A 24,494-nucleotide genomic window follows, 5' to 3' on the forward strand; every position below is an offset into this window, starting at 1 on the left:
GAGATAACAATATGAGAATGACATTGACGCTGGCCATGCTGCCCGTAGCAATGACTGTCAGTGCGCTCGCGGGCGTGCTGGCCGCATCCACCGCGCTCGCGCAGGCGAGCGCCCCCGCCGCATCCACTGCCACTTCTACCTCCGCCCCGGACGCCGACACGGCGAAGCTCGCCGCCCTGCCCGTCGCAGCACAAACGCAGTGGCTCGCGCGCACGATCAAGAGCGGCGAACTGGCGAAGATGCCCGACGAGCAGATCGTCGCCAGCATGCAGGCCATCCAGCCGGAAGCGCTTGTACGTTTTCTGAAAGCCGAGGCTTCTGCATTGCCGGAGTATCAGTACGAGCTGACGCGTCACGAGCGCATCAACAATCAATGGCAGACCACGCCTGACCGCATGCTCGTGAAGATTCGCGAGAACCCGTTGCAGATCTACGCGAAATGGCAGCCTGACGGCGCGCATGCCGGCCAGGAAATCATCTATGACGAGACGAAACGCCCCAAGGAGATGTACGGACACCTTGGCGGCATCCTCGGCTTCACGTCGATCTGGAGCAGCATCGACGGCTCGCTCGCCCGCTCACAATCGAATCACACGGTGCGCGATCTCGGTTTCGCCTTCATCGCCGATCAGATTGCACACGACGGCAAGAGCTTTCGCGCCGCCGGACTCTCCGAGAAGCCAGCAAAAATTTCGGTATCCGAATCGAATGGCGTTCGCGCGCTGGCACTGGAATGGGAGGCCCCGTCCGGGCCACCACAGCACTATGCCAACAAGTCGCGCGTGTTGCTCGATCTGAAGACGGGCAGACCGCGAGGTATCGAAGCGTGGGACGCCGCCGGGCAGAAGGTCGAGGAAATGCGCTTCGAGAAGGTGCGCAAGGAACAGTGGACCGACGCCACTTTCGACCCGAAGAACCCCGACTACAAGTTCTGACACGGCGTCAGTCAACACACGCCACGAGCACGACGAAAGCCCGCCACCCTGCATCGAGGGTGGCGGGCTTTTCGTTTACTCGCTCTTCAGACGCCGACAACTTACACAGAAGCTGCCCGACCACATCGACCGTTCAGGTCTGCGGCAGTTCGATCTTCACTTCGAGCACTTCCAGGTTGTCCTGATGCTCGACGCTGACCTTGATGTCGTCTTGCGCGATTTTCACGTACTTGGAGATGACAGCGACCAGCTCGCGTTGCAGAGCCGGCAGGTAATCGGCCGGCGGCGACGAGCCCGTGCGTTCGTGCGCCAGAATGATCTGCAGGCGCTCTTTGGCAACGGCGGCGGTCTTTTTCTTCTCCCCCAGGAGGAAAGACAGGAAGGACATGGGCGCTCCTTACTTCGAGCCGAAAATGCGCTGCAACAGGCCCGGCTTTTGATAGTCGGTAAAGCGCATGGGCTTGTCTTCGCCCTTGAATCGGCTTACCACGTCGCGATACGCGTCGGCCACGTCCGTGCCATCCAGATGGATAGCGGGCGTGCCCTGGTTCGAGGCATGGAGCACGGACTCCGATTCCGGAATCACGCCGATGAGCTTGATTCGCAGAATTTCCTGAATGTCTTCCAGCGACAGCATCTGGCCATCGTTGACACGCTTCGGGTTGTAACGGGTGATAAGCAGATGCTCCTTGATCGGCTCACTGCCATCGATGGCACGCTTCGTCTTCGACGACAGAATGCCCAGAATGCGATCCGAGTCACGGACCGACGACACTTCCGGGTTCGTCACCACGAGCGCTTCGTCGGCGAAGTGCATCGCGAGCAACGCACCCGATTCGATACCGGCCGGCGAATCGCACACGATGTATTCGAAACCCATGTCGGTCAGGTCCTTGATGACCTTCTCGACGCCCGCTTGCGTGAGTGCATCTTTGTCACGCGTTTGCGAGGCGGGGAGGATGAACAGGTTCTCGCAGGACTTGTCCTTGATGAGCGCCTGATTGAGGTTGGCTTCGCCCTGGATCACATTGATCAGGTCGTACACCACGCGGCGCTCGCAACCCATGATGAGGTCGAGATTGCGCAGGCCGACGTCGAAATCGATGACTGCCGTCTTGTGCCCCTGCAAGGCGAGGCCGGCGGAAAAGCTGGCGCTGGTCGTCGTCTTGCCGACACCACCCTTGCCAGAGGTCACCACAATCACTTTTGCCATCTGTCGATGCCTTCCCAAACTTGAGGATGAAATTAGCTACGAATTACTTGAGCCCGAGGGGCTCGAAAATCAGTTTGTCGTCTACCAGCCGCACCTGCACCGAACGCCCCTGAACATCGGGCGGCAGCGCATATTCGCCAGTCCGGTAAATACCGGCGATGGAAATCAGCTCGGGCTCAAGACAGGTACAGAAGATGCGCGCATCGAGCTTGCCCTTCACCCCTGCAAGTGCCCGCCCCCGCAGCGGCGCGTAAATGTGAATATTACCTTCCGCGATCACCTCGGCCCCATAACTGACGAGATCGAGGATGATCAGGTCGCCCTTCGCATAGACCTGCTGACCCGAACGCAACGGCTTGTCGATGATGGTCGAGGGGATGGAAGATGCCTCGGGAACCGCCTGTGCAGACGCCACCGACGCGGCCTCGGCGCTTGCCTGCGACGCTGACTCGGCATCGTTGGCCTCGCGTGCCGCGCGCGGCGCACGGCGCTCGTGGCGCTCATGACTGTCCAGAAGCGGCAGACCGTCGGCCACCGCCCAACCCGCTTGTTCGGTGTTGGCGACGACCCCGATCGGCTTCATGCGGAATTCCGCCAGCATTTCGGCCAACGCAGGCACAGCGACGCGTTCGTCGCCGGTCAAACGCCGTACGTCGATGGCGACGGTGTCGCCGGCAAAAAACTCCGGGGTCGCTTCGAAACGTTGCGCCAGTTCGGTGCGCAAGGTGTCCAGTTGAGGCGTCTTGACTACGAAATGCAGGGTGTCTACGGCACCACTACGTAACTCGAAGTACGGCGTTTTCTTTTGCGGCATGTCAGGTTGTTGTGCGCGATTGCTGGCAAATTGGGCCATTCTACCGTCCCTTGACCTCCAGCAAACCGCTAATAAGCAGGGCAACCCCCGGGCACCCCCGCAAATTGCCAAAAAAACACCATTGCCGCAGCGCAGCAGCATGGTGCATTTTGAATACGTTTATTGCGTTGCGAATGCTAGACGATTGACATGCCAATGTCATCAGCAAAGCCTATTCTCTGCCTGGGAAAGTCCAACACGAGAAGTGCTGCAGAGCAGCATCGAAAGTACGAATTTTGTCGCGCAAGCGTCTTTTTCGTGACCTATCCTTAAAGTCCCTGACGAGGGACCCCCTGTGGAACCGCAAACCGGGAGACGAAGATGCTGAGTCATCATGAATTTGCCACCCTGATGCTGGTGAAGGATGCTCCGGAGCAAGTGGAGCTGGATCGCCCTGACCTCGAATCGTTGCTTGAGAGCAAACTGATCGAGTGGGAAGAGTTGGAGACGGGAGCGAAGTCACCCCGCCTGACTGTTCAGGGCAAGTACTTCCTTCAGGCCGTTGCCTGAGCGCCCAGCCAGTTGTAGAGGTGTCTGTAGTCGCAAAAAAGCCCGCCGGAAGGCGGGCTTTTCATTTGTCCGGGCGATTCGTCGATTCGCCCGAACCTCTCGACACGACTCAACCGTGCCGGACGTCACGACGGTGGCGTCGCCACGTATGGCGCGCCGCCGGATGCTCCCGGCACCAGTTGCGATTTGCCAGCCAGGCCACTGCCGCGCCTACGACCAGCGCTATCACCAACGTCCCAATCAAGCTCCCTGTCAGCATAGTGGCCTCCTTTCTTCGATGTCACGGGATGGCACGACTTCATTCTAGGCAATCCCTATCGAAATAGGTACCCGAAAGTGATTCGGGTATACCGCGTTTGCGTGACATCAAAAAGAACGCAAGTTCGGGGCCGGGAGGATGTGGCGGCGCAGCATTTTAGCGAGCGGCACAGGCCCGATCGGGGAGCCTCAGGCGATAGCGCCGCCCGCGTCGATCAGCACCGTGGAGCCTGTCGCGCTCGGTGTACCGGCGAGATACAGGATGGTATTTGCCACATCTTCCGCCGCGACGACACGACGTGCCGGCAGACGCTCCGCTGCGTTGCGATACATCGCTTCGCGGTCGGCTTCGGAAAGCTTGTTCCACAGTGGCGTGGCAGTCAGCCCCGGCGACACCGTGTTGACGCGAACCGGCGACAACTCCAGCGCCAGCCCCCGCCCCAACGCTTCCACCGCCGCGTTGATCGCTCCCTGCACCACCGACGACGTGTTCGGCCGCACGCTCAGATACCCCGACGTCAGCGTGAGCGACCCACCGTCCTCGATGCGCGCGTACTTTGCCACGTGATACGTCCCCCAGAACTTGCTATCAAACGCCGCGTGCGCGTCGTCAAGGGAGAGCTTGCGCACCTGACCGGTCGGCGTTTGCGCCGCCGAGATCACAACGTGTTGCCACGGCGCATGGTCGGCGAAGAATCGTTCGACCGCAGCCACGTCGCCAGTGTCGAGCACGACCGCGCGCGCCGTACTGCCGATGGTCGTCAGCGCTTCGTCAAGCTTCGCCTGACTGCGCGAGGCGATCGTGACGGCCGCCCCTGCCTTGGCAAACGCCTGTGCGGCGGCACGGCCAATGCCGGAACTGCCGCCAATCACCAGCACGCGCTGGCCTTCGAAATTGAACATGGTGTAACTCCAGAATGAGATCGATGAAATCGGACGGGGAAGACAACCGTGACGTCGCAACTCGGAAGCAACGTCATGAGGCTATTGTGATCCTCGTCGCTCAGGACGATAATCCCGCGAAGAACTGAATCACTCTCTTCAAATTATTGACAATCCCGTCCCGATGATCGACCAGACACTGGATCTCACACTCTTCGACCGAGTTGTCACCACCGGCAGCATGTCGGCAGCCGCGCGCGAGCTGGGCTTGTCACTCGCCGTCGTGAGCAAACGGCTCGGGCTGCTGGAGCAACGCCTCGGCGTGCGGCTGCTCAACCGCACCACGCGCAAACAGGCGCTCACCGAAGAAGGACAGGTGTTCCATGCTTGTTGCCAGCGGATTCTGGCGGAGATTGCCGAGACCGAGCGGCTGATGACACGGCAGGCGGGTACGGTTGGCGGGGTGCTACGCATCAGCGCACCGCGCGCGTTCGGCCGCCGTCATCTCACGCCGTTGCTCGTCGCGTTTCGTGAGCGGCATCCCGACGTGAAGGTGCATCTGTCGCTGAGCGATCTGTGGGTCGATCTGGTCGCGCACGGCATCGACGTGGCGATTCGCGTCGGCACCCTGCCCGATTCGAGTCTTGTCGCGCAGGAGCTGGCCCCCAATTACCGCGTGCTTGTTGCGTCGCCCGAGTATCTGGAACGACGCGGAACGCCCAGGGACGTCGGCGATCTGCGGCAGCACGACTGCATTCTGTTTGGCAACTCGCCACATGGCGATTGGCGATTCGTATCGCAATCCGAAACATTGCGTGTACAAGTGCCGGATACCTACGTCGTGGACGACGGCGACACTGCTCACGAACTCGCGCTGCATGGCGCAGGCATCACACAGAAATCGATCTTTGACGTCGGCGACGATATCCAGACGGGACGCTTGGCACGCGTGCTCCCGTCACTTCGGATTCCGGCCGCGCCACTGCACGCTGTGTACCCGCACAGCCGTCATGTTGCGCCGCGCACGCGGGTGTTCATCGACTTCCTGCGCGACCAGTTGCGCGCGACGTGGCGCTGGTCACAGGATTGACGAGCACGACGTCATCGCGCCCCGGCGCTCAGCCGTTCGCGCGTCCCGCGTCGGACGCTTCAATCGCCTGACGCCCTGCCGCGAGCAATGCCTCGGAAAGCGCCGGGTCGGCACCGACCACCGCACGCGACAGGATCAACGAGCCGACCATCTGTGAGAATCGCGCCATGGCATTGTGCGTCGCCTGTTCCTGCGTCAGCCCTCGGGCAACGCCTGCCGCCGTCATCCGTTCGAGCGACGCCGCCAGCCCCTTCGCGTAACACGCCTGCGCCTCCTCGCCAATGCGTGGGACGTCGCCAGCGAACCCGGCCACCGGGCAACCGCAAGCCACATCGTCACGATGCACAGTCGACAAATACTGCTCGACGCCGACCTTCGACGGGACGGCTCGATCGCCCGACGCGGCAAAGGCCGACGCCTCCCCCATGCCTTGCGCCATTCGCACTTCGTTGGCGGCCATCGCTCGCGCCATCACGGCCGAGACGAGCGCATCCTTCGACTTGAAATGGTTATAGAAGCCACCCTGCGTGAAACCGGCCTCCTTCATCAACGCCGTCAGCCCGACCGCATCGACGCCACGCTCGCGAAACAGCCGGTCGGCCGCGCTGACGATCGCCTCGCGGTTCTCTGCAGCCTGCTCTCTGGAAATACCCATCTACCGCTCCTCGTCCGTCGACGGCGCAATCGCCGCTATCGGACTGATCAAAAAAGACAATGTCGATCACCATTGACATCAGCCTGGCAGAGTCGGCACAATGCATCGCAAATGACGATGTCGATCACAATTGTCATGAAGTATAGCCGAAACCGTACGCCGTCCACCTGACTGGCGCGGCCCAATTACCTAGCTGGAGCGGTGAAATGAAGATCAAAGATGCGGTTGTGTTCGTGACTGGCGCCAACCGTGGCCTGGGCCTCGAATTTGCCAAACAGGCGCTGGCGCTCGGCGCGAAGAAGGTCTACGCAGGGTCGCGCGATCCCTCGAAGGTGACGCTGCCGGGCGTAATTCCCGTCAAGCTCGACGTCAATAACCCGGATGACGTCGCTGCCGCGGCACGACTCGCGGGCGACGTGACCCTGCTCATCAACAACGCCGGGATCGCTCGTCCGACCCAAGGCTTGACCAAGCCGGGTGCCGCCGAGCTGCTTCGCGAAACGCTCGAAACCAACCTGTTCGGCGTGCTGGCCATGACGCAGGCATTCGCCCCTATCCTTGGCAACAATGGCGGCGGTGCACTGCTCAACGTGCTGTCGATTGTGAGCTGGATCACGTCGAGCAACATTCCCGAATATGCCATTACCAAGTCGGCGGCGTGGTCGCTGACGAACGGTGTCCGCCGCGAACTGAGCGCCCAGAACACACAGGTGATCGGCCTGCACGCGGGCTACATCGACACCGATCTCACGAGCGGCATCGACGCCGAAAAGAGCGCACCGTCCGACGTCGTGCGTCAGGCTTACGAGGCCATCGAGGCGGGCGCTTTGGAAGTGAGCGTGGATGACGCCACGCGCCAGGTCAAACAAGGATTGTCGCAGGGCGTGTATCTGATCGATCTGGAAGCCGAAGCGCAGTCCTGAAGCGGTCTCACGAGATTACGCACTTGCCAATAAAAATGCCGCGACACCCGTTCAGGTATCGCGACATTTTGTCTTGCGTGAGCCACAGGCGAGCACCAAGGCTCACCAAGGCTCACCAACGCTCCCGTTCAGCCAGCTCAGGCCGCCTTGTCCATCTGACGCTCGCCACCCACGGCTTCGATCAGATCGTCGAGCATGCGGGCGAGTTCGCCGGTCATGAGCGCGACGTCGGCATCGAACTTCTCGGCTTCGCCTTCCGCGGTCGGGTCGGCAGCGTCCTTGATGATGTCGAGCGGCGTAATGCGCTTGATGATGAACGCGTCGGTCAGCACGAACGAGATGCGGTCGTTCCACGTCATCGCCAGCTTCGTGCAGCGCTTGCCAGCTTCGATGTGCTGACGCACATCCGCGCCGTCGAGCGGGTGAGCCACGTAGCGTACGGCCGCCTTCTCGTCGGTGTTCGAGCGCAGTTCCACGTCCTGATCGACGGTGAAGCCGCCCGGCGCTTCATTGCCCGCCAGCCACGACGTCATCACGGACACGGGTGCTTCGTTGAGTTCGACGTTCTCGAGGATGATGTCCAGCGTCTTGAGCAGCAGGCTGCGCACTTCGTCGGCCTTGGCGGGCGACGCGGCGTCGATGACCAGCCAGCGATTGACCGGATCGATCCACACGCGCGTGTCGCGACGAATGCCGAACGCACGCGGCAGCAACTCGTCCGTGACCTGCTCCTTGAGTTCGCGCATCTGCTTGCGCCCCGGCTTGAAGCCTTGCTGCTCTTCAAGCTCGGCGGCCTTGGCGCGCGTCACCTGATTGACGACGGTCGTCGGCAGCAGCTTCTTTTCGGCCCGGTAGGCCAGCAGGAACTGACGATTGATGCTGTGCACGAGCTCGCCGCCCTCGCGCGGCGGCGCCCAGCCCTGCACCTGCATTTCGAGGCTGCCGCCCTCACGGAAGGCGTGCTTCTCGAGCGCCTCTTCCATTTGCGCGACGCTCATGGACCAACCGGCAGGAATTCTGTGCAACTGAAGATTCTTGAACCACATCGGCATCACCGCAAAATCAAAAGCATGGATTTTACCAGTGTGCCGAGGTGCAGCGAAGTGCGCTAACCCGAATCGTGCAACCAGACGTTACAGGAAGCGGTCGAGAATCTTGCGGCTAGGCTTGTCCAGCGTGCCCGTATCGCGAATCAGGAAGTGAATGCCGTGGTTATCGGTGATGAGCAACGTCTGTCCGCCGAGACGACGAATGTCTTCTTCGCCGCGCAGCACGAACGACGCTTCACCCCGGTTCGTCTCGACGGTCCACGTGCTGGGCGTCGCATACGTCGACACGCCTTTGATACGCAGCACTTCGGGCATGAACTCGCGCGCGGCAAGCTCCTCCGAGACAAGCACGCGCATCGCTGCTGGCAGCGCGTCGAGCGAGTCGAGCCAGACCAGCTCGCGCCCTTCCGTGCTCACGAGCGCCAGCCCTTCGTCCGGCGCGGCAATCGGAAAGGCCCGCACGGGCACCACGCCCTCGTGGGCGATGCCCTCGGCGTCGGTCAGCACCAAACGACCGAAGGCGTTGCGCGACAGGGTGAAATCGATCTGCATAAAAGTCTTCGCGAACGGTTCTGTTGACGGTCAGTCGGCGATTAATTGATGGACAGCGGCTGTGCCGGTGCGGCGGTCACTGCCGCGACCGTGGCGGCGGCTTCGGCCGAGGCGACGACCTCGTCGATATCCGTATCCACATTGCGCTGCTGCGCCTGATAGAGCTTGTAGTACGCACCTTCGCGGGCGATCAGTTCGTCGTGGTTGCCCACTTCGACGATCTTGCCGCGATCGAGCACCACGAGCCGGTCGGCCTTGCGCAGCGTCGACAAACGGTGGGCAATCGCGATGGTCGTGCGTCCCTTGACGAGGTTGTCGAGCGCCTTCTGAATTTCCTTTTCCGTGGCCGTGTCGACCGAGGACGTCGCCTCGTCGAGAATCAGAATTCTCGGATCGATCAGCAGCGCGCGGGCGATGGAGATACGCTGACGTTCGCCACCCGAGAGCGCCTGACCCCGCTCGCCAACCAGCGAGTCATAGCCGTGCGGCAAACGCAGAATGAACTCGTGGGCATGGGCTGCGCGCGCCGCCGCGACGATCTCGGCGCGCGTCGCGTCCGGTTTGCCGTAAGCGATGTTGTCCGCAATCGTGCCGAAGAACAGGAACGGCTCCTGCAAGACCAGACCGACGTTGCGACGGAAGTCCGACACCGGCAGCGCGCGAATGTCCACGCCGTCGATCTGGATCGAACCTTCGGCCACATCGTAGAAGCGGCAGATCAGGTTCACCAGCGTGCTCTTGCCCGAGCCGCTGTGGCCAACCAGACCGATCATCTCGCCCGGCGCAATACGCAGATCCATGCCGCGAATCACCGCCCGGTTGCCGTATCGGAAACCGATATCGCGCAGATCGATAGCACCCTTCACTTCCTTCAGATGCACCGGATTGACCGGCTCCGGCACGTTCGAGACGTGATCGAGAATGTCGAAGATGCGCTTAGCCCCTGCGGCCGCCTTTTGCGTGACCGAGACGATGCGGCTCATCGAGTCCAGACGCGTATAGAAACGACTGATGTATGTGAGGAACGCGGCCAGCACACCGACCGTGATTTCGTGTTTCGAGACCTGCCAGATACCGAATATCCAGACGACCAGCAGACCCACTTCGGTGAGGAACGTCACGGTCGGCGTGAACAGCGACCAGACCTTGTTCACCCGGTCGTTGACCATCAGGTTGTGGCGGTTGGCTTCCTTGAAGCGCGCGACCTCACGGTTTTCCTGCGCAAACGCCTTGACCACGCGAATGCCCGGGATCGTGTCGGCAAGCACGTTGGTGATTTCCGACCAGATCCGGTCGACCTTCTCGAAGCCGTGGCGCAGACGGTCGCGCACAAGATGAATCAGCCACGCGATGAACGGCAGCGGCAGAAGCGTCACAACAGCCAGCCACGGATTGATCGACACCAGAATGACCGCCGTCATGACGATCATCAGTACATCGGTCGCGAAGTCCAGCAAGTGCAGCGACAGGAACACGCAGATGCGATCGCTCTCCGAGCCGATACGCGCCATCAGGTCACCCGTGCGCTTGCCGCCGAAATACTCCAGCGACAGCCGCAGCAGATGCGAATACGTTGCCGTGCGCAGGTCCGCGCCGATGCGCTCCGACACCTTCGCGAGCAGATACGTGCGCGCCCAGCCGAGCACCCACGCGACCAGACCGGCACCCAGCAAGCCGGACAGATACATTCCCACCAGGTGGTAATCGATGGGCTTGCCGTTCTGGAACGGGATCAGCACGTTGTCCATGAGCGGCATCGTCAGATACGGTGGGATCAACGTCGCGCCCGTAGCGCAAAGCGTCAGCAGAAAACCAGCCAATAACTGAAAGCGATACGGGCGCGCGAAACGCCACAATCGGAGCAATGCCCATGTCGACGGCGGGGCTTCTATCTCAGGATTGCACTGCGGGCATTCGTCCACGCCGGGCGGCAGTTCCGCCTGACAGATCGGGCAGACGCCCGCCTCTTGCGCCTCATGCACCGCCGCGTGACCGGCCACGTGGATATCGCGCTGACGCACGATCGTGTCCATCAGCGTGAGCGCCGCCGGATTGTGGCCGAGCGTGTAACGCCAGTTCACCAGCTTCTGACGCGCATCGCACAACTCCAGCGAGCCAACGCCCGCGTGGTCCGTATGCGTGAGCGACAGCCCCGCATGGTAAGGCCATGACTGCCACGGCGACTGACTCGGCCCGCCGTCGCGCCGCGCTTCACGCGCCATCACCCGACGCTCGGTCGCCACGACCACGCCCCGGGCGAAGTGCAACTGCGCGTCCAGATCGATGGGCAGCCAGGCGAGCACCGTCTCCCCGTCGGCGAGTTGCGCGGCGAGATCCGGATACCAAGTTTCGGACGCGGCGTTCCGGGCGGAAGCGGAAGACACAGGGGAAGCTTGCGCGGGCGAATCCGCAGAGGCGTCGGACGGAGTAGCGGCGGAGGTGTCGGTCATTGATGCGGCAGACGTGTCCTCAAGGGGCGGACATCGAGGCAAACGGAGAAGAATCGACGCGGACTTTCCCTGTCAGGTCCGCAAAATTGCCGCAAGTATAACCACAGCGACGCTTTTTGCGGCACGGAGTTCCCGCATGACACGGTGCAACATCGAAATATTGTTGCAGGTGTCAACCGTTTACGGATTTTTTGCGTTAAGCATCCAGTTAACTGAAAGAGCGCGACCGGCTGTGCCGCATGAAATCGGCCTTGCCGGCTCTTGTGTACCAGCCCTGACGCGTGAATTAAAGCCTTAGATGAAAAAGAAAGACATTGAGATTTTCGATGTCCTGTCGCTGCGCGGACCGAATATGTGGACATATCGGCCGGTGCTTGAGGCATGGGTCGATATCGGGGAATTGGAAGAGTTCCCGTCTAACAAGATCCCGGGGTTCCCCGAACGGCTGTCCCAATGGCTGCCGACGCTCATCGAACACCGTTGCAGCATCGGCGAGCGCGGTGGCTTCCTTCAGCGTCTTCGCGAAGGCACGTGGCCCGGCCACATTCTCGAACACGTCACGCTCGAACTTCAGAACCTCGCCGGCATGCCCGGCGGCTTCGGCAAGGCGCGCGAGACCCCGATTTCGGGCGTCTACAAGGTGATCGTGCGCGCCTGGCATGAAGACGTGACCCGTGCCGCCCTGTTTGCGGCCCGCGATCTGGTCATGGCCGCCATCGAAGACCGCCCGTACGACGTCGAAGCTGCCGTCGAAGAACTGCGCGGCCTGGTCGACAAACACTGTCTCGGCCCGAGCACGGCGTGCATCGTCGACGCCGCCGACGACCGCGACATCCCCCATCTGCGTCTGTCCGACGGCAATCTGGTGCAACTGGGTTACGGCGCTGCCGCCCGTCGCATCTGGACGGCCGAGACCGACCGCACCCCCGCCATTGCCGAGAGCATCTCGCGCGACAAAGACCTGACCAAGCAACTGCTCGAATCGTGTGGCGTGCCCGTGCCGGAAGGCCGCCTGGTCGATAGCGCGGAAGACGCATGGGAAGCCGCCGAAGACATCGGTCTGCCCGTAGTCGTCAAGCCGTACGACGGCAATCACGGCCGTGGCGTGTTCATCAATCTCACCACGCGAGAAGAAGTTACGACCGCGTTCGGTGTGGCCCTTGAGGAAGGCAACGGCGTGATCGTCGAGCGCTTCGTCACGGGTCTGGAACACCGTCTGCTGGTCGTGGGCGGTCGCGTTGTGGCTGCCGCGATGGGCGAAATGGCCTCCGTGACCGGCGACGGCAAGCACACCGTCTCGGAACTCATCGAGATCCAGATCAACAGCGATCCGCGTCGCGGCAGCGCCGAAGACCAACCGCTCAATCGCGTGCGCATCGACTCGTCGGCACGCCTCGAATTGAAGCGTCAGGGTTTCGACGCCGACTCCGTGCCGCCGGAAGGCAAGAACGTCCTGATCCAGCGTAACGGCAACGTCGCCTTCGATGTGACCGACCGCGTGCACCCGAGCGTGGCCGCCCATGCGTCACTGGCCGCCCGCATCGTGGGTCTGGACATCGCCGGCGTGGATCTAGTCGCAGAAGACATTTCCCGTCCGCTCGCAGAACAGCGTGGCGCGATCGTGGAAGTCAACGCCGGTCCCGGCCTGCTCATGCACCTGAAACCGGCTGACGGCGCCCCGCGTCCGGTTGGCCGCGCCATCGTCGACCATCTGTTCCCGGATGGCGACGCGGGCCGCATTCCGGTCGTCGGCATTACCGGCACGAACGGCAAGACGGTCACGGCACGCCTGCTCACGCACCTGCTGCAACTGGCGGGCGAACACACGGGTCTCGCATGCAGCGACGGCCTGTTCCTCGACAAGCGTCTGGTGCAAGGCGGCGACCGCGCCAACTGGGACGCCGCGAATCGCGTGCTGATGAACGCCAGCGTGACCGCTGCCGTCTTCGAAAACGACAGCACCGCCATTCTGTCCGAGGGCCTGGCCTACGACCGTTGTCAGGTCGGCATCGTTACGAACATCGACCGCCCGGACCATCTGGGCCACAACTTCGTCGAAGACGTCGACCGCATGTTCAGCGTGCTGCGTACGCAAGTCGACGTCGTGCTGCCCGATGGTGTGGCGGTCCTCAATGCCCGCGACCCGCTGGTCGTGGAAATGGCCGAGCTGTGCGACGGCGACGTGATCTTCTTCGGTCTGGACGAGCAACTCCCGGCCATCGTGGCGCACCGCGCCGCTGGCAAGCGCGCCGTTTTCGTGCGCGACGGCCAGGTGATCCTCGCAACGGGCACGGAAGAATCCGCCATCGGCGCAACGGCCAACATGCCGCTGACCTACGCCGGTCGTGTCGCCTTCCAGATCGAGAACGTGCTGGCCGCTGTGGCCGCCGCGTGGTCGATGGGCGTGGCGCTGGATATCCTGCGCACCGGCGTGACGACGTTCGACGTCGGTCAGGTCGATGCCCCGGGCCGCTTCACGCTGTTCGAGAAGCAAGGCGCGACGGTGATCGTCGACGACGCGCACAACGCCCCGGCCCTCACCGCACTGGCGGCCGCCCTCGCCACCCTGCCTGCCGAGCGCCGCACGGTGGTCTACGGCCCGGGTGCAGACCGCATGGACGAAGACCTTCAGGCCGAAGGCAAGCTTCTGGCGCAGACGTTCGAGCGCGTGGTGCTGTGCGACGACTTGAGCATTGCTCGCAAGCGCGAGTCGTCCGAGTCACGCGCTCAGTTGCGCGCAGGCATCGACGCCGCCGGTCGCAAGGTGCAGGTGACGGACGCCGGTGAGCGCCGTGCCGCCGCCGAGGCCGCGCTGGCCCAGCTCACAAGCGGCGATCTGCTCGTGTTGCAGGCCGACGAAGGCGGTGCAGCCGCGATGCTCGATCTCGTCCATTTGTGGATGGGTCAGCCGATGCGCGCACTGGCTGCCTGAGTCACTGGCACTCAGAGTTGAATGACGAGCGGCGGTCGGCAGACATCTTCGCCACCGCCCTCTCTTATATAGATAGTCACCAGATACCTAGCCACAGTCGTTTTTCTCGCCACGCATCTGCCATATTGAGATATACAGGGACGCGAAGTGGACAGACAGGGATTGCAATTTATGGAAGTCTCCCGCATCCGCGCATTGCGCGGGCCGAACCTCTGGAGCCGTCACACCGCCATCGAGGCGATCGTGACGTGCACCGATCTGGAATACTCGATCGGCAATCTGGCCGGTTTCGAGGCCCGACTGCGCGCTCGCTTCCCCGAGCTGCCGGCGCTCACGCCCGACGCTGAAGAGCGCCCGGTCTCGCTGGCCGACGCGCTGGCGACCACGGCGCTGCATCTGCAAGCCGCCGCCGGTTGCCCGGTGACCTTCAGCCAGACGACGCAAACCATCGAACCGGGCACGTTCCAGGTGGTGGTGCAGTACAGCGAAGAGCCGGTGGGACGCCTCGCCTTCGACCTGGCGCAGCAACTGATTCACGCCGCCCTCGAAGACGGCCCGTTCGATCTGGCCGACGCCCTCTACCGCTTGCGCGATCTGGATGAAGACGTGCGCCTCGGGCCGTCGACCGGCTCGATCGTCTACGCCGCTGTCGCCCGTGGCATTCCGTACCGCCGTCTGACCGAAGGGTCGATGGTGCAATTCGGCTGGGGCAGCAAGCAACGCCGCATTCAGGCCGCCGAGACCGACCGCACGTCGGCCGTAGCCGAGTCGATTGCGCAGGATAAGGATCTCACCAAGACGCTGCTGCACGCCGCCGGTGTGCCGGTGCCGCTGGGCGGCACGGTGCGCGACATCGAAGACGCGTGGAAGCTGGTGCAGGAAATCGACGCCCCGGTCGTGGTCAAGCCGCGCGACGGCAACCAGGGCAAGGGTGTGGCCGTGCGTCTGCGCACGCGCGAAGAAATCGAGAAGGCGTTCGAAGCCGCGCAGGACATCAGCCGCGACGTCATCATTGAGCGCTATATTCCGGGTCATGACTTCCGACTGCTGGTCATCGGCAACAAGCTGGTGGCCGCCGCCCGCCGCGATCCGCCGCAAGTGACCGGCGACGGCGTGCACACCGTGCGTCAGCTGGTCGAGACGGTGAACGCCGACCCGCGCCGTGGTGAAGGTCACGCCACGTCGCTGACCAAGATTCGTTTTGACGATATCGCCCTGGCGACGCTCGCCAAGCAAGGCCTGAACGCGGACTCCGTGCCGGATGCCGGTGCGCGCATCGTCCTGCGCAACAATGCCAACCTGTCGACGGGTGGCACCGCCACCGACGTGACGGACGACGTCCACCCCGAAATCGCAGCGCGCGCCGTTGCGGCCGCACAGCAGGTCGGTCTGGATATCGCTGGCGTCGACGCCGTGTGCGAAACCGTCATCAAGCCGTTCGAAGATCAGGCAGGCGGCATTGTGGAAGTCAATGCCGCACCAGGTCTGCGCATGCACCTTCAGCCGTCGTACGGCAAAGGGCGCGCGGTCGGTGAAGCCATCGTCTCGACCATGTTCGAAGACGGCGACGACGGGCGCATTCCCCTCGTGGCCGTCTCGGGTACGAACGGCAAGACCACCACGGTTCGCCTGATTGCCCACCTCATCGGCCAGCAAGGCCTGCGTGTCGGCATGACCGGCACGGACGGCATCTATATTAGCGGCCAGCGTATCGATACCGGCGATTGCAGCGGTCCGCGCAGCGCGCGCAATGTGCTGATGCACCCGGACGTCGATGCCGCCGTGTTCGAAACGGCGCGTGGCGGCCTGTTGCGTGAAGGTCTTGCCTATGACCGTTGCGACGTCGCCGTGGTGACCAACATCGGCATGGGCGACCACCTCGGCCTGTCGTACATCAACACGGTCGAAGATCTCGCCGTGCTCAAGAGCGTGATCGTGCGCAACGTCGCGCCGCGCGGCATGGCCGTGCTCAATGCCGCCGACCCGATGGTCGCGCGCATGGCCGATGCGTGCCCCGGTGACGTGACCTACTTCACGGCCGACGCTACGCATCCGGTGCTCGCCACGCACCGCGCCAAGGGCAAGCGCGTGGTTTATGTCGACGGCGCGCACATCGTGACGGCGCACGGCAGCGAAGAAACCCGCTACGCGCTGGCGGCGATTCCGCTCACGCGCAACGGCACAATCGGCTTCCAGGTCGAGAACGCGATGGCTGCCATCGGTGCGGCATGGGCGTTGCATATCGATGCGGCCACGATTCGCGCCGGTCTCGCGAGCTTCGTGAACGATGCTGGCACAGCCCCGGGGCGCTTTAACGTGTTCGATTACAAGGGCGCGACGGTCATTGCCGATTACGGCCATAACCCGGATGCCATTGCCGCACTCACGCAGGCCATCGAAACCATGCCCGCGCGTCGTCGCTCGGTGGTAATTTCAGGCGCGGGAGACCGTCGCGACGATGACATTCGCCGCCAGACGGAAATCCTGGGCGGCGCGTTCGACGACGTGCTGCTGTATCAGGACCAGTGCCAGCGTGGCCGTGAAGACGGCGAAGTGATCCGCTTGCTGCGTGAAGGGCTGGTCGACGCTCGCCGCACGAGCTACGTCGACGAGATCAACGGCGAATTCATCGCCATCGACACGGCCCTCGCCCGCCTGCAACCCGGCGACCTGTGTCTGATCCTCATCGATCAGGTGGACGAAGCACTGGCACACATCGCGCAACGCGTGAACGAGGCCAGCGCGCGCTGAGTGGTTATCGGGAAGCGCCTGGCGGCGGAAGCTCCTCGCCAGGTGCTGACAGGCTCACCGGGATTGCACCCGCTTTCGGCTCGCGAGGTGCCGAAAGGATCATATCGATGACCCCGGCACCTTCGATAAAGTCCCCGGCCTCGAACGCACGAGGCAATATGGGGTGCGGCCACTTCCGTTCGCCGCCGGGCACAAAGACGTCCGTCAATCGGCGCGCCGGTGCGAGTCGTCGCATGGTGTGCGCCGTCACGAGATCGTAGATTCGAACGCCGTTCGGTCGCTCACCTGTGAGCATCAGCACCCAGGCATCGCCTGGCGTCGCTTCGAATTCGTGGAACGAGATGATGTCGCTCGCGTCCACGAATCTGACGACATAGTTTTCTCCCGAAAGCCCCTGCTGCGAGGTGAGCTCGTCCAGCCGCCGTTCGATGGAGTACCAAACCAGTTGACGCAAATCTTGTGGTGCGCCACGTAGCTCGGCAGCGTTGAAATAGTCGCGTGCGCGACGTCGATGGTGTGTCGCGAGCGCGGATACCTCATCGCGGCCGAGACGTTTCGGCCGATGCTCTACAAGGTAATCGGCGGCCAGAATGTGCAGCAGCGCCGCACTGACCCGCCTATCCCGAGCGGCGAAAATCTCAGCGCATCGTTCGTAAAGGGAGCACAGTCTGGCCAGTTCGCCATGCCTCGGCTCGCGCATGCCGCCGAGTAGCGATTCGACGTCACACAAGGTGGCGGCGCCGGACATGGTCACAGCAGCGAGTTCGTGGTGTTCAAGCGCGCGGGAAGTCTCGTGTGCCTTTGCAAAACTGGCACCGGCCTCGCGATACTGTATCGCCGCCGCCTTGAGGGACGCAGCCTTCTCAAAGTAACTTGCCGCAATCGACCGGCAATTTGCGGCCTGCAGATAGAGGCCGTCACTCTTCCGGGGAGTCGCGTGGCGCCCCATACGCTCATGCGTCTGCGCTAATTGCTCATACGACCGGGCAGCCCCTTCGTCATCCCCCACCCGATCGAAGAACGCGCAAAGCGGCTCGTGAATGGCGGGCGTTACGTCAACGCTTTCGAAGGCGTTCAACAGGCTTAACGCAAGTCCGCGTACCGCCGCCTGATCCACGCCCTCCAATGGGCTCCCGTCGACACCGACTAACGCTGCCCAAAGGTGCCCTGTAAGGTAGCGCTGATGCTCGGCAACCTCCGGCAGGAGGCTCAACGCGGTCGCGCCGTCGCTCCGATCTTCAAGCCGCGCCGTCAGCAGTTGCGTCACCTCGTGCTGCGTCAAACTCCAGCCACGCCCCGATAGCCCGACGCACATCACGGGGCAACGAAATCCGGTGCCAGGTATTTCCACTGCGATGACTTGGTTGGACGTCATGTAGACCGACGTCCGCTCCGGATCCGACCAGCGGCTTACCATCTCGGATCTCACCTCGGGTGTGAGCGATCGAATCACCTTACTGGCACCGGTCACCAATTCGTCGACGATTCTGAGACTGCGCACGAGATCCATTCCGTTTGCGGACGTACTCAAATGCTGAATGACGAGCCGCTCCACCATCGACAACGCTTCGGTGCCAGACTGAAAGCGGGTGCCGAGCGCATCCCAGACACCCGGTGCAATCAATTTCCTTACAAGACGATCTACCGCACGGTGCAGTGCGTAGGAATTCCCCGCATAAGACCTGATCTCTTCGTCGAACGCGCGAATCAAATCCTTCGACGATTCGCGCGATCCCTCCGATGGCGAATACAGTGCGGTACTTATAGGGCCAGTAATGCCGTAAAGCCCCATCACAGCCTCGTCCACTCGGTCGTCAAGTTGGTTTCCATCTGCGGCGTAGTCTCGGGCACGACGGAACCTGCCGCGACTGTCCCAGCCGTCGCGGCCGTCAGCATGTCGAGCGCATCGATACCATCGATGAAATCCGAAGCGGTCAATGGCTGTCGCAGATAGGGGTGAGGACTTCCACTCGAAAATAGCGCATGCCGCGTGGCACTGGTCATCAATTCGTAGACTTGATGAGATGCCGTGGATGCGCCTCGGCGCAACAGTATCCACTCGGTCGATGCGTTCTTGTCGAATTCCTCTGCCGAGACCATGTCGCTGTGGTCTTCGAACAGAATGCGGTATCCGTCCCCCTGAAGCCCCTCCGCCGTCGTGAAACGGTCCAATCTCGCATCGATGGCAGCCCGGATCAGGGAGGGAACATTCTCGTCGTACGCAGATAATCCAACGGCGGCGAACGCCGCTTCCGCCTTCGCCACATGTTCAGCAATCAGGGCGTCAAGGGCCGCAACATTCACTCCGGCGCCACGCTCGAGCACGTCAAAACGGGTAACGACAAGTTCATGGACCATGGCGGCACTGATGTGAAATCCACGCGCGGCGAAGACCTCCGCACAGCGCGATCCCAGCTTGCTCACGGCACGGAAGTCGTCTCCGTATAGCTCAATAGCGTGGGCAAGCGCAGTCACCATCGGGGTGAATGTCTCGCAAGCCGAGAGTTTTTCGGCAGCGTTCGCGTAATTTCCCGCGGCCATCATGCGATCTCCGGCCACAGCAAAAATCTTTGCTGCAGCCAGATACTGTTCGGCGGCCAGACGTGGCTGCGCAGCCCGGTCGTAGTGAAATGCCGCACGGTGGCGCTCGACGCCGATGCGCAAGCCATTCGCCCTCCGAACATCCTGGCCGGACGCGAGCAACGCCCGTGCGATTTCGTCCGTACGCAGGTCTTCCTGCGGCGACGTTTGCGCGCGTATCGTCGCGATCGCCTGCCTCGATTGGCCCGCCCGAAGGTCGTCGCCCACCCAGTGGAAGAACCGGGCGAGCGGCTCTCTTTCCGCCAGCGTGCCGGTGACGTGCGAGAGTGCGTCGTGCGCTGCGGCAGCGACGCCTCGTACCGCCTCCGGGTCCAGTCCGGGCGGCAAGCTGCCGTCGACCCTGACCGCCGCGCCGATCATGCGGAAGCTGGCCAACGCATGGCCCTGCGTAAGGGTCGGCATCGAGTCCAGCAACGTGGTGCCCGGCGGCGTCCCGGCAGGCCGAGCGAGCAATAACTGCGTGACTTCAGCCTGTGACAGATTCAACCCCTCGCGCGAAAAACCGGCATCCATCAGCGAGAGACGAAGGTCCGTGCCGGGAATGCCGACCGCAATGGCCCCGCCTTCCGTCACGTGCACGCCGGTGTCTTCGGCTCGCGACCAACGATTGACGATTTCCTCACGAATATGCGGTCTTAATGCACTACAAAGTTGCGTGGCGGCGGTGTCGAGTTGCGCGTCCGACGTCTTGCGACGAACGTGTTCAAGGCCGACTTGCGTCGTGGAAACGTGATTGCGTACGAGCCGTTTGACGAACGCCGAACGGTCGACGTCGCGCTCAAAGCAGTGTTTGATGAGTGGCCAGCCGTCGTTCCCGCTGAACGCAGCTTCGACCCGCTCAATCGCTCGGGTGAGTTCAGCCGAGCCTGGAGAACAGCTTTGCAGGCGATCCTGCAAGGTGTCCGTCGCCTGCGTCAGATAAGCCGACGACGATTCGCGATTCCGGCATGGTTGTAGCGCGCTTCTGAGCGCCTGAATAGCGTCGGCGATCATCGCACCCCTTCGCGCAGCAGCGGAGTCGAGGCGATCAGTGGGAGCATGTTGCCGGGAAGCACCGGCGTGGGCAGATCGGGAGAGGGGTTGGACGGCAGACAGTCAGTCGTCGAGAACGGCATGGTTGTTTTGAGCGGGGAGGCGGATAGGACGCCCCCCATCTGTTTGCGATGAAAGGGCCCAATTTTTCCATTGAGGCCATTTCACACGCGCGCAGAAATCGCTCAAACCACCACTTCCTGGGGCGACATTTCCGTGCCGTACGCCGCCCAGCGAGTATCGCTATCGTCGGCTGCGGCCACGGTCGGTTTGCACTGCCCAGCCGTTTCATCGAGCCCCTGGAGCAATGGGCAGCGCTCGAATATTTCGGCGATGAAGTCGACAAATACGCGCACTTTTGGCGACAGATGGCGATTATGCGGGTACACCGCGGAAATCGGCATGGGGGGCGGTTTCCATTGGTGCAGGATCTCGACCAACTGGCCCGATTGCAGATACGGCAACGCCATGAAGCGCGCCAGTTGCACGGTGCCGAAGCCCGAAAGACCGAGTTGCAGATACGCCTCGGCGTCGTTCACTGCGACAGAGCCCTGCATGTGGATTTCGACTTCCTTGCCGTCCACGACGAACTGCTCTTCAATCACGCGGCCCGTGCGGCTCGAAAAATAGTGCACGGCCGTGTGTCGTTGAAGGTCGTCCAGCGTATGCGGCATGCCCATGCGCTCAAGGTAAGCCGGTGATGCGCACGTCAGACTCTGAAACATGCCTACGCGTCGGGCGACGAGGCTAGAATCCTGAAGCGTCCCCACACGCAGCACGCAATCCACCCCCTCCTGAATCAGATCGACGGGCTTATCGCCCATGCCGACCATCAATTCGATTTCCGGATAGCGGTCGTGAAACTCGCACAGCGACGGCAGCACCACGAGCTTGCCGAGCGAGCCCGGCATGTCGATGCGCAGCTTGCCGCGCACGCGCTGGCTGCTTTCGCGGAACGACGATTCCGTCTCTTCGATGTCCGCGAGGATGCGCAGGCAGCGCTCGTAATAGGCCGCGCCGTCGGGCGTCAGGTTGAGTCTGCGGGTCGTGCGCTGGAGCAACCGAGTGCCCAGATGCGACTCCAGATTCTGAATGATCGTGGTCACCGAGGTACGCGGCAACCCGAGGTTGTCGGCGGCACGCGAGAAGCTGTTCGCCTCGACCACCCGCGTGAAGACCTGCATCGCTTGCAAGCGATCCATGATATTTCCCCATTGAAAACACCGTTGCACTGGCCGAACAGGCGAAATCTACGAAATTTCGCCTCCGTCGCAACTGCATATGCTTATTGGTCGACGGCATAAGCCAATGCCCATAAGGCCGAGACCGATTAGTCGAGCTGGCCGAACAGTGTTGCCAAATTATAGGCGTTTATCCCAATGTCCGTGGCCTCTAGACTTCGCTCCATCGAATGTCATCAGAGGGGTATCGCTCGCGCGAACCCGAAGCCATATGTCAGCCAACGCCAAGTCGCCCTCGGGAAAGTCGGCACAACCGGGCAAAGCCGGTAAGCCCGGCAAGCTGTTCAGCAGCGACGACGGACTGCGCATCGAAGAGGTCAGCATCCCGGGCCATTCCGCGCCGGTCACCCTGCGCGTTTACCGGCCGGTCGGCGTCGCCACGCCCGGCGCTGCGGATGCGCACGCCGGTCAGCCGGGTGTCGTCGTGCCGCTCGAAGCGCATCTGCCCGCAGTGCTGTACTTCCACGGCGGTGGCTTTTGCAAGGGCTCGCTGGACGATGGCGATGCCGCCGCGCGCTACCTCGCGTCGAACGTCCCGGCACTGGTCGTCTCGGTCGGCTATTCGCTTGCGCCCGAACACCCGTTTCCCGCAGCGCCCGAAGACGCCTGGTGTGCAGCCCTCTGGCTGCACCGTCATGCGCGCCGGTACGGTGCCAGTCCGCGCCGTCTGGCCGTGGCCGGGCACGACGCTGGCGGCAACATTGCCGCTGCCCTCACGATGATTGCCCGAGATCGGGGCGAAATCACGGTGTCGGCGCAAGCCCTGCTCGCGCCGCTGCTCGACCCCAGCATGACGCGTCTGGCCGACGGTCGCACACCCAGCGACATTGAAGCCAACGAGTGCGCCCGTTGCTACCGCGCCTATTTGCCGCACGCGACGCAACGTCTGCATCCGTACGCCGCACCGCTGGAGTCGCGCCGTCTCGCGGGCCTGCCGCCCACGCTGATCGCCTCCGCCGAACACGACCTGTTGCACGTCGAAGCTGAAAAATACGCTGCCGAACTCATCGCGGCCGGCGTGCCGACAGAAGTCACGCGCCATCGCAGCGCGTCCCATTACGGCCTGGCCGCCCTGCCCGCAGCGCTGCGGGAGGTGGCCACCTTCCTGACACGTCGGCTGGCACCGCCTGCCACCGGCTCTACCCAGTGAGTCCAATCCGATCCCGGAGATTTAAATAATGACCACCCTCGCTCGCAAACCCGTACTTATCGCCGCTGCCGCCACGGCCGCGCTCCTGGCTATCGGCACGCTCACTGTCGTGCGCGTCGATGCCAGCACGCCCGCCGCGCAAGTCATGCCGACCGTCGAAGTCGACGTTGCCAACGTCCTTTCGCGCACCGTCACCGACTGGCAGAGCTACTCCGGCCGTCTCGACGCGGTGGATCGCGTCGATATCAAGCCGCTCGTGTCAGGCACCATTACCGCCGTGCATTTCAAGGACGGCCAGCTCGTGAAGAAAGGCGACGCCCTCTTCACGATCGACCCGCGTCCGTACGCCGCCGAAGTCGACCGCGCCGCTGCGCAGCTTGCTTCGGCACAGGCGCGTGACGTCTTCACCAGCACTGACCTCGCGCGTGCGCAGCGCCTGATCGCGGATAACGCCATCGCGAAGAAGGACTTCGACCAGAAGGAAAACGCAGCACGCGAAGCCGTCGCCAACGTGAAGGCCTCGCAAGCTGCGCTGGAAACGGCCCGCATCAACCTCGGTTACACGCAGATCGTGGCGCCGGTGGCCGGTCGCGTCTCGCGCGCGGAAATCACCGTAGGCAACACCGTCAGTGCAGGCGCGCAATCGCCCGCACTGACGACGGTGGTGTCCGTCTCGCCGATCTACGCAGCTTTCGACGTCGACGAGCAAACCTACCTGCGCTATCTCTCGAAGGACACCAAGACGAGCGGCGTGCCGGTCGATCTGGGTCTCGCCAACGAGTCGGGTTACTCGCGCAAGGGCACGGTGTACTCGGTGGATAACCGCTTCGACACCACGTCCGGCACGATCCGCGTGCGTGCGCGATTCGACAACGCCGATGGTGCACTGGTCCCGGGCCTCTATGCACGGATCCGCGTCGGTGGCGGCGAGCCGCACCCGGCACTGCTGGTGGACGAAGCCGCTGTCGGCACCGACCAGAGCAAGAAGTACGTGATGGTGGTCGATCAGGCGAACAAGGCGCAGTACCGCGAAGTGCAGCTGGGCGAACGCCACGGCGGTCTCGTGGAAATCGCCGGCGGTCTGAAGGACGGCGAGCGCATCGTGGTCAACGGTCTGCAACGCATTCGTCCGGGCGACGCTGTGACGCCGAAGGTGGTGAAGATGGCCGGTGACACGGGCGACGCGCACGACATCGCGCCGACGGCCGTTGCAGGGAACGCTGCGACCGGTACGGCAGACGCCGCCAAGGCCCCCGCCCCGGCACCCGCCGCAGCGGCCAACGACGCACCGACGACACAGAAGACTTCGCAAAACGACAGCAAGACGCAATCGGTCGCAGCCACGAAAGCTGCGGCGAAAACCGCTTCGCGTTCGTAAGTTTGCAACGACTGTCGAGCACTTGATGCGAGAAATGCG

Annotated in this window: 20 protein-coding genes; 9 read left to right on the top strand and 11 right to left on the bottom strand. The window is 62.8% G+C overall.

The genetic code is table 11. The features are described 5' to 3' along the window. Positions 1 to 11 precede the first annotated feature (11 nt). Positions 12 to 935: a DUF1571 domain-containing protein gene (locus tag PCO31010_RS03245; protein ID WP_246184422.1), complete on the top strand. Its 924-nt coding sequence runs from the start codon at positions 12 to 14 to the stop codon at positions 933 to 935. A 133-nt stretch (positions 936 to 1,068) separates the two neighbouring features. Here the strand turns inward: PCO31010_RS03245 and minE are convergent, their stop codons facing one another. The 3 genes from minE to minC are packed head-to-tail and all read right to left on the bottom strand — an operon-like array spanning position 1,069 to position 2,962. Further along, a complete protein-coding gene (minE, locus tag PCO31010_RS03250) occupies positions 1,069 to 1,323 on the bottom strand; it encodes a cell division topological specificity factor MinE (protein WP_039397958.1) in 255 nt (84 codons plus the stop codon). Positions 1,324 to 1,332: 9 nt separating this feature from the next. Beyond that, positions 1,333 to 2,148 carry a septum site-determining protein MinD gene (gene minD, locus PCO31010_RS03255; protein ID WP_039397956.1) on the bottom strand — a complete coding sequence of 272 codons (816 nt, stop codon included), beginning with the start codon at positions 2,146 to 2,148 and terminating at the stop codon, positions 1,333 to 1,335. A gap of 43 nt (positions 2,149 to 2,191) precedes the next feature. Beyond that, entirely contained in the window at positions 2,192 to 2,962 is a 771-nt protein-coding gene (gene minC / locus PCO31010_RS03260; RefSeq protein ID WP_150663486.1) for a septum site-determining protein MinC, read from the bottom strand. 360 nt (positions 2,963 to 3,322) lie between these two features. On the opposite strand from minC, the gene PCO31010_RS03265 reads away from it, so the two are divergent. Further along, positions 3,323 to 3,511, top strand: coding sequence for a hypothetical protein (locus PCO31010_RS03265; protein ID WP_039397952.1), 189 nt, complete (start codon positions 3,323 to 3,325; stop codon positions 3,509 to 3,511). 447 nt (positions 3,512 to 3,958) lie between these two features. Here PCO31010_RS03265 and PCO31010_RS03270 read toward each other — a convergent pair whose 3' ends face one another. Beyond that, complete coding sequence (locus PCO31010_RS03270; RefSeq protein ID WP_150662956.1) at positions 3,959 to 4,672, bottom strand: SDR family oxidoreductase; 714 nt, start codon at positions 4,670 to 4,672, stop codon at positions 3,959 to 3,961. Between the two features lie 163 nt (positions 4,673 to 4,835). On the opposite strand from PCO31010_RS03270, the gene PCO31010_RS03275 reads away from it, so the two are divergent. After that, positions 4,836 to 5,741 (top strand): LysR family transcriptional regulator, encoded by a 906-nt coding sequence (locus tag PCO31010_RS03275; RefSeq protein WP_150662957.1) that lies wholly within the window; start codon positions 4,836 to 4,838, stop codon positions 5,739 to 5,741. A gap of 28 nt (positions 5,742 to 5,769) precedes the next feature. Here the strand turns inward: PCO31010_RS03275 and PCO31010_RS03280 are convergent, their stop codons facing one another. Beyond that, the gene (locus tag PCO31010_RS03280) at positions 5,770 to 6,396 is read right to left on the bottom strand and encodes a TetR/AcrR family transcriptional regulator (RefSeq protein WP_150662958.1); all 627 of its coding nucleotides are present in this window, start codon (positions 6,394 to 6,396) and stop codon (positions 5,770 to 5,772) included. Between the two features lie 206 nt (positions 6,397 to 6,602). Here PCO31010_RS03280 and PCO31010_RS03285 point away from each other — a divergent pair, with 206 nt between their 5' ends. After that, complete coding sequence (locus PCO31010_RS03285; RefSeq protein ID WP_150662959.1) at positions 6,603 to 7,319, top strand: SDR family oxidoreductase; 717 nt, start codon at positions 6,603 to 6,605, stop codon at positions 7,317 to 7,319. 137 nt (positions 7,320 to 7,456) lie between these two features. On the opposite strand, the gene PCO31010_RS03290 is transcribed toward PCO31010_RS03285, so the two are convergent. The 3 genes from PCO31010_RS03290 to PCO31010_RS03300 form a co-directional block, all read right to left on the bottom strand. Beyond that, on the bottom strand, positions 7,457 to 8,365 hold the full coding sequence (locus PCO31010_RS03290; RefSeq protein ID WP_150662960.1) for a recombination-associated protein RdgC: 909 nt from the start codon (positions 8,363 to 8,365) through the stop codon (positions 7,457 to 7,459). Positions 8,366 to 8,452: 87 nt separating this feature from the next. Then, positions 8,453 to 8,920 (bottom strand): cyanophycin metabolism-associated DUF1854 family protein, encoded by a 468-nt coding sequence (locus tag PCO31010_RS03295; RefSeq protein ID WP_150662961.1) that lies wholly within the window; start codon positions 8,918 to 8,920, stop codon positions 8,453 to 8,455. 41 nt (positions 8,921 to 8,961) lie between these two features. After that, positions 8,962 to 11,370, bottom strand: a complete 2,409-nt coding sequence (locus tag PCO31010_RS03300; protein WP_246184423.1) for a cyanophycin metabolism-associated ABC transporter — start codon at positions 11,368 to 11,370, stop codon at positions 8,962 to 8,964. A 298-nt stretch (positions 11,371 to 11,668) separates the two neighbouring features. Here PCO31010_RS03300 and cphA (PCO31010_RS03305) point away from each other — a divergent pair, with 298 nt between their 5' ends. Beyond that, on the top strand, positions 11,669 to 14,302 hold the full coding sequence (gene cphA, locus PCO31010_RS03305; protein ID WP_150662962.1) for a cyanophycin synthetase: 2,634 nt from the start codon (positions 11,669 to 11,671) through the stop codon (positions 14,300 to 14,302). A 171-nt stretch (positions 14,303 to 14,473) separates the two neighbouring features. Then, positions 14,474 to 17,053 (top strand): cyanophycin synthetase, encoded by a 2,580-nt coding sequence (gene cphA, locus PCO31010_RS03310; protein ID WP_150662963.1) that lies wholly within the window; start codon positions 14,474 to 14,476, stop codon positions 17,051 to 17,053. A gap of 4 nt (positions 17,054 to 17,057) precedes the next feature. Here cphA (PCO31010_RS03310) and PCO31010_RS03315 read toward each other — a convergent pair whose 3' ends face one another. Beyond that, a complete protein-coding gene (locus PCO31010_RS03315) occupies positions 17,058 to 18,845 on the bottom strand; it encodes a soluble NSF attachment family protein (RefSeq protein ID WP_150662964.1) in 1,788 nt (595 codons plus the stop codon). After that, positions 18,845 to 20,233 carry a hypothetical protein gene (locus tag PCO31010_RS03320; RefSeq protein WP_174984268.1) on the bottom strand — a complete coding sequence of 463 codons (1,389 nt, stop codon included), beginning with the start codon at positions 20,231 to 20,233 and terminating at the stop codon, positions 18,845 to 18,847. Before PCO31010_RS03320 ends, PCO31010_RS03315 begins: the two co-directional genes overlap by 1 nt. 120 nt (positions 20,234 to 20,353) lie before the next feature. Here PCO31010_RS03320 and PCO31010_RS26570 point away from each other — a divergent pair, with 120 nt between their 5' ends. Next, on the top strand, positions 20,354 to 20,611 hold the full coding sequence (locus PCO31010_RS26570; RefSeq protein WP_174984272.1) for a hypothetical protein: 258 nt from the start codon (positions 20,354 to 20,356) through the stop codon (positions 20,609 to 20,611). A gap of 260 nt (positions 20,612 to 20,871) precedes the next feature. On the opposite strand, the gene PCO31010_RS03325 is transcribed toward PCO31010_RS26570, so the two are convergent. Then, on the bottom strand, positions 20,872 to 21,888 hold the full coding sequence (locus PCO31010_RS03325) for a LysR family transcriptional regulator (protein WP_150662966.1): 1,017 nt from the start codon (positions 21,886 to 21,888) through the stop codon (positions 20,872 to 20,874). Between the two features lie 250 nt (positions 21,889 to 22,138). On the opposite strand from PCO31010_RS03325, the gene PCO31010_RS03330 reads away from it, so the two are divergent. Together PCO31010_RS03330 and PCO31010_RS03335 are read left to right on the top strand one after the other, a co-directional pair. Then, positions 22,139 to 23,077 carry an alpha/beta hydrolase gene (locus tag PCO31010_RS03330; RefSeq protein ID WP_150662967.1) on the top strand — a complete coding sequence of 313 codons (939 nt, stop codon included), beginning with the start codon at positions 22,139 to 22,141 and terminating at the stop codon, positions 23,075 to 23,077. Positions 23,078 to 23,105: 28 nt separating this feature from the next. Then, positions 23,106 to 24,455, top strand: a complete 1,350-nt coding sequence (locus tag PCO31010_RS03335) for an efflux RND transporter periplasmic adaptor subunit (protein ID WP_150662968.1) — start codon at positions 23,106 to 23,108, stop codon at positions 24,453 to 24,455. Positions 24,456 to 24,494: the final 39 nt, after the last annotated feature.

The sequence above is a fragment of the Pandoraea commovens genome, assembly GCF_902459615.1.
Lineage (GTDB): Bacteria > Pseudomonadota > Gammaproteobacteria > Burkholderiales > Burkholderiaceae > Pandoraea > Pandoraea commovens.